The organism is Methylobacterium isbiliense, assembly GCF_022179325.1.
GTDB lineage: Bacteria > Pseudomonadota > Alphaproteobacteria > Rhizobiales > Beijerinckiaceae > Methylobacterium > Methylobacterium isbiliense.
On sequence record NZ_BPQQ01000069.1, the window covers coordinates 1 to 13,962 of the forward strand.

The 13,962-nt window shown below is 72.0% G+C and carries 17 protein-coding genes; 6 read left to right on the forward strand and 11 right to left on the reverse strand.

The window, feature by feature from the left end:
• The 8 genes from MFF61_RS25715 to MFF61_RS25750 form a co-directional block, all read right to left on the reverse strand.
• Positions 1 to 718, reverse strand: a 718-nt coding sequence (locus MFF61_RS25715) for a molybdopterin-dependent oxidoreductase (protein WP_238240542.1), incomplete at its 3' end; no start/stop codon positions are given.
• Positions 719 to 725: 7 nt separating this feature from the next.
• Positions 726 to 944, reverse strand: a complete 219-nt coding sequence (locus MFF61_RS25720) for a formate dehydrogenase (RefSeq protein ID WP_238240543.1) — start codon at positions 942 to 944, stop codon at positions 726 to 728.
• A 42-nt stretch (positions 945 to 986) separates the two neighbouring features.
• Entirely contained in the window at positions 987 to 1,592 is a 606-nt protein-coding gene (locus MFF61_RS25725; RefSeq protein WP_238240544.1) for a TorD/DmsD family molecular chaperone, read from the reverse strand.
• Positions 1,593 to 1,723: 131 nt separating this feature from the next.
• Complete coding sequence (locus MFF61_RS25730; protein WP_238240545.1) at positions 1,724 to 2,377, reverse strand: DUF3306 domain-containing protein; 654 nt, start codon at positions 2,375 to 2,377, stop codon at positions 1,724 to 1,726.
• Positions 2,374 to 2,871, reverse strand: a complete 498-nt coding sequence (locus MFF61_RS25735) for a DUF3305 domain-containing protein (RefSeq protein WP_238240546.1) — start codon at positions 2,869 to 2,871, stop codon at positions 2,374 to 2,376. The genes MFF61_RS25730 and MFF61_RS25735 overlap by 4 nt, the downstream gene beginning before the upstream one ends.
• Positions 2,868 to 3,872: a DUF6352 family protein gene (locus MFF61_RS25740; protein ID WP_238240547.1), complete on the reverse strand. Its 1,005-nt coding sequence runs from the start codon at positions 3,870 to 3,872 to the stop codon at positions 2,868 to 2,870. Before MFF61_RS25740 ends, MFF61_RS25735 begins: the two co-directional genes overlap by 4 nt.
• The gene (locus MFF61_RS25745) at positions 3,869 to 4,429 is read right to left on the reverse strand and encodes a DUF6505 family protein (RefSeq protein ID WP_238240548.1); all 561 of its coding nucleotides are present in this window, start codon (positions 4,427 to 4,429) and stop codon (positions 3,869 to 3,871) included. The genes MFF61_RS25740 and MFF61_RS25745 overlap by 4 nt, the downstream gene beginning before the upstream one ends.
• The gene (locus tag MFF61_RS25750) at positions 4,426 to 5,178 is read right to left on the reverse strand and encodes a biotin/lipoate--protein ligase family protein (RefSeq protein ID WP_238240549.1); all 753 of its coding nucleotides are present in this window, start codon (positions 5,176 to 5,178) and stop codon (positions 4,426 to 4,428) included. Before MFF61_RS25750 ends, MFF61_RS25745 begins: the two co-directional genes overlap by 4 nt.
• 181 nt (positions 5,179 to 5,359) lie before the next feature.
• On the opposite strand from MFF61_RS25750, the gene MFF61_RS25755 reads away from it, so the two are divergent.
• The 4 genes from MFF61_RS25755 to MFF61_RS25770 all read left to right on the forward strand — a co-directional run bounded on the left by MFF61_RS25755 (position 5,360) and on the right by MFF61_RS25770 (position 9,726).
• Positions 5,360 to 7,330: a 4Fe-4S binding protein gene (locus MFF61_RS25755; RefSeq protein ID WP_238240550.1), complete on the forward strand. Its 1,971-nt coding sequence runs from the start codon at positions 5,360 to 5,362 to the stop codon at positions 7,328 to 7,330.
• Between the two features lie 116 nt (positions 7,331 to 7,446).
• On the forward strand, positions 7,447 to 8,400 hold the full coding sequence (locus MFF61_RS25760; protein ID WP_238240551.1) for an acetamidase/formamidase family protein: 954 nt from the start codon (positions 7,447 to 7,449) through the stop codon (positions 8,398 to 8,400).
• Positions 8,401 to 8,458: 58 nt separating this feature from the next.
• Complete coding sequence (locus tag MFF61_RS25765) at positions 8,459 to 8,734, forward strand: hypothetical protein (protein ID WP_238240552.1); 276 nt, start codon at positions 8,459 to 8,461, stop codon at positions 8,732 to 8,734.
• Positions 8,735 to 9,198: 464 nt separating this feature from the next.
• A complete protein-coding gene (locus tag MFF61_RS25770) occupies positions 9,199 to 9,726 on the forward strand; it encodes a Cache 3/Cache 2 fusion domain-containing protein (protein WP_238240553.1) in 528 nt (175 codons plus the stop codon).
• Between the two features lie 314 nt (positions 9,727 to 10,040).
• Here the strand turns inward: MFF61_RS25770 and MFF61_RS25775 are convergent, their stop codons facing one another.
• Positions 10,041 to 10,463: a DUF2306 domain-containing protein gene (locus MFF61_RS25775; RefSeq protein WP_238240554.1), complete on the reverse strand. Its 423-nt coding sequence runs from the start codon at positions 10,461 to 10,463 to the stop codon at positions 10,041 to 10,043.
• A gap of 68 nt (positions 10,464 to 10,531) precedes the next feature.
• Here MFF61_RS25775 and MFF61_RS25780 point away from each other — a divergent pair, with 68 nt between their 5' ends.
• Positions 10,532 to 11,080: a TetR/AcrR family transcriptional regulator gene (locus MFF61_RS25780; RefSeq protein WP_238240555.1), complete on the forward strand. Its 549-nt coding sequence runs from the start codon at positions 10,532 to 10,534 to the stop codon at positions 11,078 to 11,080.
• Between the two features lie 80 nt (positions 11,081 to 11,160).
• Complete coding sequence (locus MFF61_RS25785) at positions 11,161 to 11,634, forward strand: hypothetical protein (protein ID WP_238240556.1); 474 nt, start codon at positions 11,161 to 11,163, stop codon at positions 11,632 to 11,634.
• Between the two features lie 9 nt (positions 11,635 to 11,643).
• Here the strand turns inward: MFF61_RS25785 and MFF61_RS25790 are convergent, their stop codons facing one another.
• Both MFF61_RS25790 and MFF61_RS25795 read right to left on the reverse strand, forming a co-directional pair.
• Complete coding sequence (locus MFF61_RS25790; protein WP_238240557.1) at positions 11,644 to 12,642, reverse strand: fumarylacetoacetate hydrolase family protein; 999 nt, start codon at positions 12,640 to 12,642, stop codon at positions 11,644 to 11,646.
• 150 nt (positions 12,643 to 12,792) lie between these two features.
• The gene (locus MFF61_RS25795; RefSeq protein WP_238240572.1) at positions 12,793 to 13,788 is read right to left on the reverse strand and encodes an alpha/beta hydrolase; all 996 of its coding nucleotides are present in this window, start codon (positions 13,786 to 13,788) and stop codon (positions 12,793 to 12,795) included.
• Positions 13,789 to 13,962: the final 174 nt, after the last annotated feature.

Here is a 13,962-nt window from a genome sequence, read left to right on the forward strand (position 1 = left end):
CCTCGGCGGGATTGCCGCCGAGGATGATCATGGTCTTGGCGTTGCGGATGTCGTTGTAGGAGTTGGTCTGAGCGCCGTAGCCCCAGGTATTGGCGACGCCCGCCACGGTGGTGGAGTGGCAGATGCGGGCCTGATGGTCGACGTTGTTGGTGCCCCAGAAGGCGCCGAGCTTGCGAAACAGATAGGCGGCCTCGTTGGTGAACTTGGCCGAGCCGAGCCAGTAGACCGAATCGGCGCCGTTCTTCTCGCGGATGACCTTCAGCTTCTCGCTGATCTCGTCGATCGCCTGCTCCCAGGAGATCCTCTGCCATTCCCCGTTGACGATCTTCATCGGGTACTTGAGGCGCCGCTCGCCGTGCACCAGCTCGCGGATGGCCGCGCCCTTGGCGCAGTGGGTGCCGCGGTTGATCGGGCTCGCCCAGGACGGCTCCTGGCCGACCCAGACGCCGTTGACGACCTCTGCCGTGACCGTGCAGCCGACCGAGCAATGGGTGCAGATGTTCTTGCGGATCACCGTCTCGGGGCCGACCGCGGAGGAGCCTGCGGCCTTCGCCTCGCGCACCGCGCCGAGGCGCAGCGAGCCCGCCGCCGCGAGCCCGCCGGCCACGAGGCCGGAGCGCCGCAGGAAGCTGCGCCGATCGAGGGTCTGGGGCAGGCCGGCCACGACCGCCTGATGCTTGGCGCGGCTCGCCTCGCCGCTCTTGCGCTTCGTCAGCATGGCGATCTCACTTCTTCAGCGTCTCGTAGCCGTTGGTGCGGTAGAAGGCCTTCACGTGGTCGCTCTCGCGATAGCGGGCCTTGGTCTCGGCCGCGCCCGGGTCGTAGGCCTGGGCCTCGGTGGTGGAGAGCGGCGACACGAGGGCGCCCGCCGCCGCGACGGTGCCGCCGCCGAGCGCGCGAAAGAATTGCCGCCGTCCGACTTGGTCCTTCCTGTCCTGCTGCATCCTCGCTCTCCCAGATTTTTGCATCGCGCCCTCGCCGCGCCCTCAGGCGTCCATCGCGAAGGCTTCGGTCTCGATACTCACGAAGGCCCGCCCCAGGGCGCCCACCGCGCGGTAGAAGGGCGTCGCGGCGGACGCCTCGATGTCGGAAAACAGCCGGCCGGCCCAGGGCTTGAGGTGCCGGTCGAAGAACTGCCGATCGCCGCCGGGCGGCGCCGGGAAGCGGCCCGCGGCGAGGCCCGCCATCACGTCGAACAGGATTGCGATGTGATCCTCCGGCTCGCTCAAGGCGGGGTCGCGCTCGATGCCGAGGGTCATCAGATCCTCCCGCACCCGCGCCAGCGGCCGCTCGTTGAGGAACCCGGTCAGGTAGTAGGAGGCATAGGGCAGGATCTTGCCGCGGCCGACCCCGATGAAGAGGTCGAAATAGTCGCGGTCGACCGCATGCAGGCCCGCATTCGCGGCGGCGCGCGCCAGCGCCGCATGCGCACGGCCGAGCGGGCTGTCGCCGCCTTCCAGACCCCTCAGCGCCTCGATGAGATCCAAGCTCGGCGGTCGGCCGAGCACCGCAGCGAGAAGGTCGTACTGGCGGGCGCGCAGCACGTCGATCTCGTCGACCATCGGCGTCTCGTCAACCACCAACTCGCTCACACCCAGGGCTCGGTCATCACACGCGTACCCGACCCCTCGCATCTCCACCCTCGCACCGCGGTCGCGTCGCCGCGTTAGCGCTCGTTAGCTTATACGGAAGTCCACCCCCCGCAATGCTACTTTTTAATGTGTCAAATCGGCATGGCGCCGCCATGACGTCGTTGTCGCAGGGGCTTGGCGCCCGGGTGCGCGGTTTCCGCCGGCTCGGCCGGTCGGGCCTCGACGGTCTCGACAATCTCCCGCTGCGGCAGGACTTCCGGCCCGATCGGAACGACGTTGTCGGGCTCGCCCACCGGCGCTGATTGCACCTGATCGCCCGGGAGCTCTTCTGGTTCTTTTTTGGTCTGCTCGGGATTAATCCCGTCACCGATGCGTGCCGGTTCGGGCTGCGGATCGCCCATGATGCGCGCGACCATCTCCTCGATCCGTTCGCCCGACAGGAGCGGCCCGCTGCCGGGAACGTCGCCCGGCACGTTCCAGTCCCAGGCGTATTCGCGGGCCTCGCTGACGAAGTCCCGGATCGCCGGATCGAGCGACCACATCCGCCGCAATGCGGCATTGCGCAGAATGGCCGGCACGCCTTCGCGCAGGAACGGCGTCAGGTCGGTCTCGACGGTGAGCGCGTCGAGGGCGGGCAGCCGCGCCAGCTCCTCCGGCGGGAGCACCGCAACGGGCGTCTCGGGCGCGACGGCGGCCTCGGGCGGGTCGGCCGCCGGCTCCGGCTCGGGCCGGGCCGCCTCGCGCTTGCGCCGCGACCAGCGCGCCAGGAAGTCGCCGCCGCTCATCGGGTCTCGTCCCGCCGGGCGCGCCGGGCCAGGGCCTCGGGGTCGGCCCGGTCGCGCTTGCGCTTCTCGAACGGCCGCTCGACGTGGTGGGCGGCGTAGTAGGCGTGAAGCCACGCCTGCATCTCGGGCGGCATCGCCACCGCCTCCACGATCTCGCCGATTCCCTCGGCCAGCGCCTCGCCCTCGTAGGGGTCGGCCGTGACGGTGGCGATCTCGTAGGTCTCCGGTCCTACCTCGCGCAGCGCCACCCAGAGCGAGGGCTGGGCCGAGGCGAGGTTGTCCCCGTAATGCGAGGTCTCGGCCGGATGCAGCTCCACGACGTGGGCGCCCGCGTAGAAGGTCTCCTCGTCCTCGCCCCCCGTCAGCCGGGTCCAGGGCGCCGTGCCGGGAATGCCCGGCAGGGCCGCCACGGGCAGCCACGCGTGGCTCGCCCAGGGGCCCTTCAGCCGGCGCTTGGCGACGACGATCCCGACCTCGAATTGCGGCGCGGTCATGCGGCGTCTCCCCTCAGGGGCAGCCCGGCGATCAGGTTCTGCGGCTTCAGCGTCACCCGGCGATCGGGCGTCATCGCCAGGAGCAGGTAGACCGGATGCGGGCCCACCCGCGGATCGACCCCGTCGGCCTGCGCGAAGGTGAGCGTGAACAGCGCCAGCACCCGGGCGCGGGCCGCCTCGTCCACCGCCTCGCCGCGCCACAGGGCGTTGCCGATCCGCGTCGCCTCCGCGTCGAGGCCGACGAACCAGCGCCAGTCCCGGTCCTCGATCCCGGCGCGGGGCGTCACCTGCACCTCGCGGTGCAGGAGGTGGCGCACGAACGCCTCGATCACCCGCGCCAAGCCCTCGCGGCTCCTCGGATCGGAGCCGAGGTTGAGCGCCATCGTGAAGGCGTCGGAGCGGCTCCAGTAGGTCCAGGCGTTCTCCGCCGTCAGCACGTCGAGGTCGCCGACCGGCTCGCGGCCGAGCATGGCCACCAGGGGCGAGGGCTGGGCCAGCCCCTCGGCCATCGCGATGATCTCGGCATCCGCGAGCAGCAGCGTGCCCTCCCCCGTCGAGGCGACCTGGGGCCGGAAGAACAGCTCGCCCGCCCGCAGCACGAACGGGTCCTCGCAGCCGTCCAGCGCGTTGCGCAGGATCAGGTGGACGAGCTGGTTGAGGAACAGGGACGGCGTGCCGGCCGTTCCGCCCCGCACGATGTCGAGATAGGCCGCCTCGATCGAACGGGCCGAGAGCAGCCGGTCGCGGAAAGCGAGCACCACCTCCCAGTTCTCGCGCGCATCCGCGTCCGTGATGGCGGCGATCTCCGCCGGGGCGACCGGCCGGCGCGGCTGCGCCAGCAGGCGGGCGTGCAGCGCCCGCTCGGCCGCGCAGGCCTCCGGCGGCGGCACGAGTTCGGGGCGCGCCAGATAGGCGAGCAGCAGCTCGTCGGTGACGGCGAGCCCGCCGCCCTCGGTGCGCCGGGCGAGATGGTGGCCGCTGGAGACCCAGAACTCGGTCACGTCTTGTCGCTCCCCATCAGCCCCACGAGGTCGACATGCTCCTCCGGCTCGTCGCTCTCGAAGAAATCGAACGCGCGGGCGTAGGCGTGCTGCCGGTCGGCGCCCGGCACCGCTCCCTCGCGCGGGCGCAGCAGCCGGAACTGCTCGCGGATCTCGCCGTCCTCCAGGCTGCGGTGGAGGGCCAGCACCGTGTTGACCGGCGGCTGGCACAGGGAGGCCGCGACCGCGATCTCCTCGCGCGCCGCCGCCCGGGCGGCCTCCAGGCTCGGGGCGCCGAGGCGGCGCTGGATCTGCGCCGCGAGCGCCTCGATGGCGGCGTCGCGCTCCGCCTCGCTCGCCTCGCTCACCACCACGAGGGTCGAGAAGCCGAAGGAGGCGATGCCGAGGAAGCCTGAGCGGAAGGCGATCCGCTCCTTCGGGGTGAGTCGGTCGGGAACGGCGTCGAAGAACAGGAAGGAGCCGGTCACCGCCCATTCGCCGGGCTCGGCGGCCTCGGCGAAGACCAGGGTGTCGGAGGCGTCGAGGCGCAGGGTCCGGGGCAGCTTCAGGCCGGTCACAGGCGGGGCGCTCCCGTGTCGGGGTCGCGCCATGCCGGCGCGGCGAGCGCCTCCCGCAGCGAGAGACGGCTGACGCCCTGCGCCGAGGTGACCAGGACATCGCCGGACTCGTCGAGGGCGGCCCGATCCTCCGGCAGCGGGGTCAGGTAGGCGAGGTAGCGCGCGCCCGCGGCCGGAAACCCGTCCTCCTCCAGCACGGACAAGCCCCGCATCAGGTACTGGGCGAAGCTCTCGGCCAGCAGCGGGGCGATGCCGGGGGGAAACGCCTCCTCCTCCAGCGAGGTCGAGCCGGGGGTGTGGCCCGGATCGCCCGCATGGCGCTTCGAGGCGATCAGCATCGCCGAGAACACCAGCCAGTCCGGCACGGCCTCCTCGGGGCAGCCCTCCGGCTGCGCGAGGCGCCCGCCGCCGAGGCGCGCGCCGTCGAAGCGCAGGGTGTCGGGCCAGTCGAAGCCGATCGGCTTGTCGGGCGGCGCATGGCTGCCGAGGGCGTCGGCGAGCGCGCCCATGCCGATCAGGAAGGCGCGCCGCGCCCGGGCCAGGGGCTCGGCGGGGGCGAGCACCACCGCGAGCGCGATCAGCGCCTCGCTGGCGGCATAGACGAGCGTACCGGCCGCCTCCTCGTCGGCGGCCGCGCGTCGGCAGGCCTCGGCGTGGACGTCCGTCGGCGCGGCCGAGGTGACCAGCGTGAAGGGCGGGGGCAGGAGGATGAGGGGCTCGGCCGCCGGGGCGGCGCTCGTCGGGGTCATGGTGTCGACAAATCGGCGTCGGGAGATCGGCGTCCGGGCCTGCGCCCACGTGTCGGTTCGCTGATTTCGAACAGTTCCTATATACGGGGCCGGAGTGCCGGCAATGAGGCATTTGCTCCCCCCCGCCGAGGATGTCACCGTGTCGAACCGCGTGGTTTTCGCCTGTTCCTGCGAGGGAACGATGCCCCTCGACGCGGAGGCGATCGGGCGAGGCTGCGGCGGGCGGGTCGAGACCGGCGATCAGCTATGCGGGCGGGAGCTTGACCGGATACGCGCGGCCTTCGCGGCGGGCGGCCCGGTCACGGTGTCCTGCACCCTGAAGGCGCCGCTCTTCGACGAGGTGGCCGAGGAGGAAGGCGCGCAGGGGCGCGTCGCCTACGCCAACATCCGCGAGGCTGCCGGCTGGTCGCGGGAGGCCGCGCGGGCCGGGCCGAAGATGGCGGCTTTGCTCGCCGCCGCGGCCGAGCCCATCGCGCCGGTGCCGGTCGTGACCCTGGAGAGCAAGGGCGTGGTGCTGGTCTACGGCCGGGACGAGAGCGCGATCGAGGTCGGACGGCGGCTCGCCGACCATCTCGACGTGACCGTGCTGCTCACGCGGCCGGGCGAGGTCGCGCCGCCGCGCCGGGACGAGTTTCCGGTGCTGCAGGGCACGGTGCGGACCGCCACCGGGCATCTCGGCGCCTTCTCGCTCGCCATCGACGATTACGCGCTGCCCGCGCCCTCCTCGCGCGAGCGGCTGGTGTTCGGGCCGGCGCGCAGCGGCGCGACCTCCACCTGCGATCTCGTGGTGGACCTCACCGGCAACCCGCCGCTGTTTCCGGCGCACGAGGTGCGCAGCGGCTACCTGCGGGCCGATCCGCGCGACCCGGCGGCGGTGGCGCGCGCGGTGTTCGAAGCCTCGCATCTCGTCGGCACCTTCGACAAGACCCGCTTCATCGACTTCCGGACCGGGCTCTGCGCCCATTCGCGCTCGCGCATCACCGGCTGCACCCGCTGCCTCGACGTCTGCCCGACCGGCGCCATCGCGCCCGCGGGCGACACCGTCGCGGTCGATCCGTTCGTGTGCGCGGGCTGCGGCACCTGCGCCTCGGTCTGCCCGACCGGGGCCGCCGCCACCACGCTGCCCCCTGCCGACGCGCTGATGCGCCGGCTGCGCACGCTGCTGCGGGCCTACCGGGCGGCCGGCGGGGCCGAGGCGGCGCTGCTGCTGCACGACGGTGAGCACGGCGCCGACCTCGTCGAGGCGCTCGCCCGCTCGGGCGACGGCCTGCCGGCCGACGTGCTGCCGCTCGCGCTCAACGAGGTGACCCAGGTCGGCCTGGAGACCCTCACCGGCGCCTTCGCGTTCGGGGCGGTGGCGGTGCACCTGCTGGCGCGGGGCAGGCCGAAGCACGACCTCGCGCCGCTCCACCGCAACGTCGCCCGTGCGGAGGCGATCGTGCAGGCGCTCGGCTACGGCTCGGGCGACGGGAGCCCGGTCGTCTCGGTGATCGAGACCGACGATCCCGACGCGCTCGGCCGCGCCCTGGCGCAGGCCGCCCGCGGCACCGCCGCCGCGACCCCGGCCGGCCTCGTGCCGGAGGGGGACGCCCGCAGCGTGCTGCGCGTCACCCTGCGGGAGCTGCACCACGCCGCACCGCGTCCGGTGGACCGCATCGCCCTCGATGCCGGCGCCCCCTTCGGCGGGCTGGACTTCCGGACCGAGGCCTGCACCCTCTGCCATGCCTGCGTCGGGGCCTGCCCGACCGGTGCGCTCGCGGACGATCCCGACCGGCCGCGCCTGACCTTCGCCGAGAGCCTGTGCGTGCAGTGCGGCCTGTGCGCCGGCACCTGCCCGGAGGACGTGATCACGCTGGCGCCCCGCCTCGACTTCGCGGCCTGGAGCGCGCCGCGGGTCACCCTCAAGGAGGAGGAGCCGTTCGACTGCGTGACCTGCGGCAAGCCCTTCGGCACCCGCAGCACCATCGAGCGCATCATCGGGCGCCTGCAGGACAAGCACTGGATGTTCGCGGGCGCCGCCGGCCAGTCGCGCATCCGCGCCCTGATGATGTGCGACACCTGCCGGGTCTCGCACGTCGTGACCGAAGGCTTCGACCCGCACGCCGCGCCCGGGCCGAAGACCACGGAGGATTACCTGCGCGAGCGGGGGTGAGCCGCGGCGCGGTCCGCGTCGTCCGCTGCCGCCACTTTGGGCTTGGCCGCCGCCGGCCGCCCGCGCGATGGGGGGCGCGGCCGGCCCGCGCGGGGCGGCGGACACGGAGGACGCGCATGCCGACCCATCACGAGATCCCGGCCACCCCCGAGAGCATGGTGCTGGGCGCCTTCGACGCGAGCCACGCGCCGGTTCTGACGGTGGAGTCGGGCGACACCGTCACCCTGCACTCCTTCGCGGCGGGCGGCGCCCGCTCGCTGCATCCGGACCCGGCCCGCAACCCGCCCGACTACCTCGCGGCGATCGAGGCGCTGTCGCCGGGCTACGGCCCGCACTTCGTCACCGGCCCGGTCCACGTGCGCGGCGCCGCGCCCGGCGACGTGCTGCAGGTCGACATCCTCGACCTGAAGCTCCGCCAGGATTGGGGCTTCGTCGCCATCCTGCCGCTGCTCGGCACCCTGCCGGACGAGTTCACCGAGTACGAGACCATCCATCCCGACATCGACGCCGCGCGCGGCGTCGCCGTGCTGCCCTGGGGGACGGAGCTGCCGCTCGACCCGTTCTTCGGCGTGCTCGCCACGGCGCCGCCCCTGGCCTGGGGCCGGGTGTCGTCCCCGGTGCCGCGCGCCTTCGGCGGCAACATGGACAACAAGGAGCTGAAGGTCGGCACCACCCTCTACCTGCCGGTCTTCAACGAGGGGGCGGGCTTCTACGCGGGCGACGGGCACGGCGTGCAGGGCGACGGCGAGGTCTGCGTGACCGCGCTGGAGACCGGGCTCACCGGCACCTTCCGGCTCACCGTGCGCAAGGACCTCGGCTACGCGTGGCCCTTCGCCGAGACGCCCACCGACCTGATGGCGATCGGCCTGCACGAGAGCCTGGACGAGGCGATGCGCCAGGCCGTGCGCGAGATGGTGCGCCACGTCTGCGACCGGACCGGGCTGTCGCGCAACCACGCCTACATGCTGTGCTCGCTCGCCGGGAACCTGCGCATCACCCAGACGGTGGACGGCAACAAGGGCGTGCACATGCTGATGCCCAAATCCGCCCTGCCTCCCCCGAAAGCGTGAGCCGCCGCCCGGCGGCGTCCACCGGTATCCTGCCCGAGCCCCGAACCGGGAGGAGACCATGATCGATCCCCTCATCGCGCTCGGCGTCCTCACGGCCACCGCCGTGACGGACGCCGCCTACGTGTTCTTCAACGCCGCGGTGGTGGCGCGGCGGCGCATCCCGGCCGCGAACTGGAGCGCGATCTGGTACCTGCTCTCCGCCTTCGCGGTGATCAAGTACACGGAGAACGTCGTCTACGTCGCCTTCGCGGCGCTCGGCTCCTGGCTCGGCGCCTACGCCTCGGTGACGTGGCTGGTCCGACCCGGCCGCCCGGACCCGCACCCGCCGGCCTGAGGCCGCTCGCGGTTCACATCTCACGCTTGGTACCCGCTCGTGAGATCCGCAACGGTGGAAAGCAGGTATTCAGCGAGGCCAACGCAAACGGCTGCTCCGCCACCGGAAGCGGATATGGGCGGGTTGGGCATCTCGGAGCCTTTCGACTTGGTCGATGCTAGCTGCTTGATCCAACTCAATGCGACGTCGGGGCAAGGCGGCAGATTGCACCCTTGGGTTTCGCCGCTGGGTGCGGCGCAGAAAGCGAGGCAGCATCTCGCAAGGTCCCGATCGCGCCCCCCTTCACTCGGATCGAGGTTGAAGGAGAACGTCGGTGGCCGCGCTGCATGACCGGGTCATTCGGTAAGGCACAGCCTGCACCGGCTGAGGCCAAGACCGGACCGGTGCCAAGTTCACGGTCCATCAGCAAGAGGGGGCTGATCGTTCATCGCCGCCACGAGGATGTGGCGTTAGCAGGAAGGGAGATGACCATGAAAGCGCCTTTGCTGACCCTGTCACTCCTGGCGTTCCTGGCCAGCGCGACCGTTCCGATGCTCACCAGCGTCTACGCTGGTCCCGCGGAGGACGTACAGGCCGCCATGCAGCGCCTGAAGTCGAAGGCCGCTGCACTCGGAGGCCCGAGCGTAAAGGGCGAGGACACCGTCGCCGGCAAGACCGTCCCGGTTCTCTACTTCGGGCAGACCAAAATGAACGGTGACTTCTCCCTGGTCGATAGCGTGCAGAAGGAGGTGGGCGGGACCGCGACCCTGTTCGTCAAGAGCGGTGGTGAATTTGTCCGCGTGTCGACGAACGTGAAGAAGGATGACGGATCGCGCGCCGTTGGGACCATTCTCGATCCGAAGGGCAAGGCCATCGCGGCGATCAACAAGGGTGATGCCTATTTCGGAGAGGCCGATATCCTTGGCCACCCCTACACCACCGGCTACGAGCCGATTCGTGACGCAAGCAGCGGCGTCATTGGGATCTATTATGTGGGATATCCGAAAAAGTGAGGCTTGGCTCGGGAGAGGCTTGGTGAGCGAAGGTCGCGACGCGGCGAAGCGTTTCAATAGGATGCGCCCGTCTGGAACAGACCGGATGATCACCAAGTCCTCCCCAAAATTATAGGTCGTAATTTTAGAAAATCATCGCCTGATGAGGCCTTAAAAACACCCAAATAGCTACATCATCTTGACTGCATCAGGCGATTTCATCTTGAAATTCTGCTATACCACCGCGAGCGGTCCTGCGCTGGTGGCTTCCCGGTTGACCGCCCAGTGTCGCAAGCAGCCGCCCGCGGCAGGGACCGAGCGTCGGGATCGGACCATTATCGGCTCGCCGTCCGCGCCGGGGGCGGGCCGAACAGCACCGTGTGCATCAGCCGGCCGGGCAGCAGCGTGAACAGGCCGGTGATCACCAATCCGCCCGCGAACAGCCCGATCATCGCCCAGCGGTGCGCCGCGACGCGACGCGTCCGCGCGTAGCGGACCGCGAGCCAGAGCAGCACCAGCGTGGCGACGGACAGGCCGTGGATCCAGCTGAACGGCCCGACCTGCCGCAGGCCGGAGATGCCGAAGGAAGTCAGCGCCACGGCCGCCATCAGCCCGACCCAGAGCCGCCCGACCAGCCTGTGCCGGGGCGTGCCGCGCCGGATCGCGAACTGGGCGAGGCCGAGCACGAGCGCCCCGACCGCCGCCGCGACGTGGAGCTGGATCACCGGCGGGGCGGCGAGGAGCGGGGCGAGGGTCATGACGGCGCCTCGGCAAGAACACGGGAAGGGTCTATGTTGACGCCAGCAACATAGGAGGAATGTGGGCATTGTCAACATTCGGGGGGAAGACGGCCTATCACCACGGCGACCTGCGCCGGGGCCTGCTCACGGCCGCGCGGGCGCTGCTGCACCAGGGCGGGCCGGATGCGGTGACGCTCCGGGAGGCGGCCCGGGCGGCGGGCGTGTCGCACAACGCTCCTTACCGCCACTTCCCGAGCCGGGACGCGATGCTCGCCGCCGTGGCGACGGACGGCTTCCTCGCTCTGCGGGCGCGGCTGGACGCCGCCCGGTCGGCCGCGGCCCCGGCCGAGCGGCTGGTCGCGATCGGCCGGGCCTATCTCGGCTTCGCCGCGCAGGAGCGGGCGGCCTTCCGGCTGATGTTCGGCAGCGCCCTCGACCGCGCCGCGCACGCGGATCTGCGCGAGGCGGCCGAGGCCGCCTTCGCGGTGCTGCGCGACACCGTGGCGGAGCGGGGGGGCGATGCGGCGTCGATCGCGCGCGAGACGGTGCGCGCCTGGGGACTGGTGCACGGCCTCGCCACGCTGGTGGCGGACGGGCAGATCACCCCGGAGGCCGCCGATACCGGACTGGCCTGACCAGAGGCCGGACGAGGGGGGCGGCCCCTTGCCACAAGGTCGCATCTCGACAGGCGCGCGCCCCTGCCTAGATCGTCGGCATGCTGCCGCGCCTCTTCCTCGTCCTGCCGCTCCTGGGCCTCGCCTGCACCGTCGAGGCGCACGCGCAGGCCCCCGTCCGCAACGCCCTGAAGGGCACCTGCGAGAAGCTGATCGTCGGCGGGCGCGACAGCAGCGCGACCTGCACCGACGAGCTCGTGAACACCGTGCAGGGCCGGCGCACCTCGTTCGACTTCAGCGCCAGCGACGGCACGGTGGTGAGCTTCAGCGGCACCGGCGCGCCGCAGGGGCCGCAGGAGGAATTCGGCGTCGAGGCGTCGCAGCCCGTGAGCGTCCTGCTCCTCACCTCGAAGTCGCCGCAGGGCGACGTGATCCGCGACACGCTCTCGACGGTCGGCACGTGCCGCTTCCCGCCCTCCGGCCCCGGCACCTCGACGGTGGCCTGCACCGCCGACACCCAGCGCGGGCGCTTCGAGGCGACCTTCGCCACGAAGGCGGACGCCCCGAAGCCCTGACGGCGCGTCTCAGGCGAGATCGAACCGCAGTTCCCCGAGCTTCTCCAGGCGGCTGACCACCTTGTCGCCGGGCTTCAGCCAGAAGCGCTTGTCCTGCGGCAGCCCGAGGATCACGCCCTGCGGCGTGCCGGTGAAGAAGATGTCGCCGGGCTTCAGCGTCATCACCTTCGAGGCGAAGCTGATCAGCTGGCGGCAGTTGAAGATCATGTCGTTGGTGTTCCAATCCTGGCGCACCTCGCCGTTGACGACGGTCTCGATCCGCAGGTTGTTCGGGTCGCCTACGAGATCGCTGGTGACGAGGTAGGGGCCGAGCGGCGCGAAGCCGTCGCAGGTCTTGCCGATCATGAACTGCGAGGTGAGCCGCTGCAGGTCGCGGGCGCTGAAGTCGTTGCCGGTGGCATAGCCGGCCACGTAGTCCAGGGCCTCCGCCTCCGGCACGTCGCGGCACTCGCGGCCGATCACGATCACCAGCTCGGTCTCGTAGTCGAACTGCTTGGCGGCGTTCACCGGCAGCTTGATGGTGCCGCCGTGATGGTTGAGGGAGTTGTTGTACTTGTTGAACAGCGGCGGGTCCTTCGGCACCGGGGTCCCGGTTTCGGCCGCGTGCGTCCGGTAGTTGAAGCCCATCATGATGATCTTCTCGGGCCGGGTGACCAGCGGGGCGAAGGAGACCGTCTCTTCCCGGGCGTAGAGCGCCGGGGTGCCGCGCTCGCGCGCCGCCGCCACGAGCCGGGCCAGCGTCTCGCCGCGGCCGTTCTGCAGCAGGTCGTCCATGTCGCGCGGCGCGGGCAGGCCGAGCGCCTCGCCGGCCGCGACCGCATCGAGGATGCCCCGGTTGGTCTTCACCCCGAGCCGCGGTCCATCGGATCCGCGCAGGTTGAGGAGCGTGAGGCCGCGCGGCATGGCGAAGGCCTCGGGCGCTGCGGCGGCCGGGCTCGCGGCACCGGTTGCGGCGGCGGCGAGTCCGGCGGCGGTGCCGGCAAGCATCTGGCGTCGGTTGGTGGGCATGGCGTCCTCCCGGATCGATCGAGGTCTCTTGGCCTCAGTCCGGAAAGCCTATCACGCCGTCCCGCGCCGGCGAGCCGCGCCGGCGCATGGGTCGCGCGCGCTCAGGAGATCGGCTGCCGCCGATCCGCTGGCCGCGTCGGCGCAGGAGGCTCAGGCGCCGGCGGCCCGGGCCACCGCGCGCTTGACCACCTGCTGCACCTCGCCGTTCGACAGGAACAGGTCGTGGTTGATGAGGCCGCTGCCGTACTCCGAGGCGTCCGCGACGCGCACGCCGAGCGCCTCCAGCCGCTCGCGGTCGGCGGCGCCGGCCCGCAGCACCCCGCCCGCGATGGTGCTCGACAGGCCGAGCGCCCGGTCCCGGGTGGAGGAGATCACGGTGATCTTCGCGGCCGCCGGACCCAGCCGCTCGACTCCCTTGGTGAACAGGTCGATGTCGATGTCGGGCGCGGCCAGCACCACGGCGCCGATCCGGGCCATCGCCCCCTCGCCCGCATCGGCGCGCAGCATGCGCAGCGTCTCCAGGGTGAGGAGCGTGCCCATCGAGTGGGCGACGAGGTGGATGCGCCCGCCGCCCGCCGGGCCGGCGAGCGCCCGCAGCAGGTCCTCCAGGGCATCGCGCGACCACAGCGCGCTCTCGCGGTCGTAGCCGTAATCGAAGGTCGAGCCGGCGGAGGGCCACGTGAACAGCCCCGAGACGCCGCGGAAGCGGATGCCGTCCGAGAGCTGCGCGGCGCTGAGCGCCGCCGTCTCGAAGGATTCGCGGTAGCCGTGGACGTAGAGCAGGACGTCGCGCCCGAGCGTCGCGTCCGCGAAGGCGGCGGCCGCGCCCGGTCCGGTCTCGACCCGCGGCGCCGCGACGAGGCGCCAGTCGCCTGTCACCACCGACGAGACCTTGCCGATCAGCGAGCGGTCGGGTGCCGACAGGCGCAGCTCCGCGAAGCTCAAGCCCCGGCCGCGCTCCTCGGTGAAGTAGGGGGCGGCGCGCGGATCCTTCGCCGGGCGCCGGGTGGTGGCGACGAGGAGGAGCGGGCTGACGTCGAGGGCCGACTGCTTCTCGGGCGCCGTCAGCGCGCCGGTGACGAGGCCCTCGCCGAGGCAGCCGCCGAGGCCGAGCCCCGCCAGGGAGGCCGCGGCGAGCCGCAGCATGCCGCGCCGGGTGGGGTCGACGGGCGGGGTCGGGGCGCGTGGCAAGGTCTCGTCTCCGCGGGGCATGGGAGCCGTGATGGGCCGCGATCTTGGCCGCGGCGGGGCAGCGCCTCCGCTTTCGGCCCGGGCGTGACCCGGTGGGCACGGGCCGTGCGCGTGGATTGCGCCCAATGG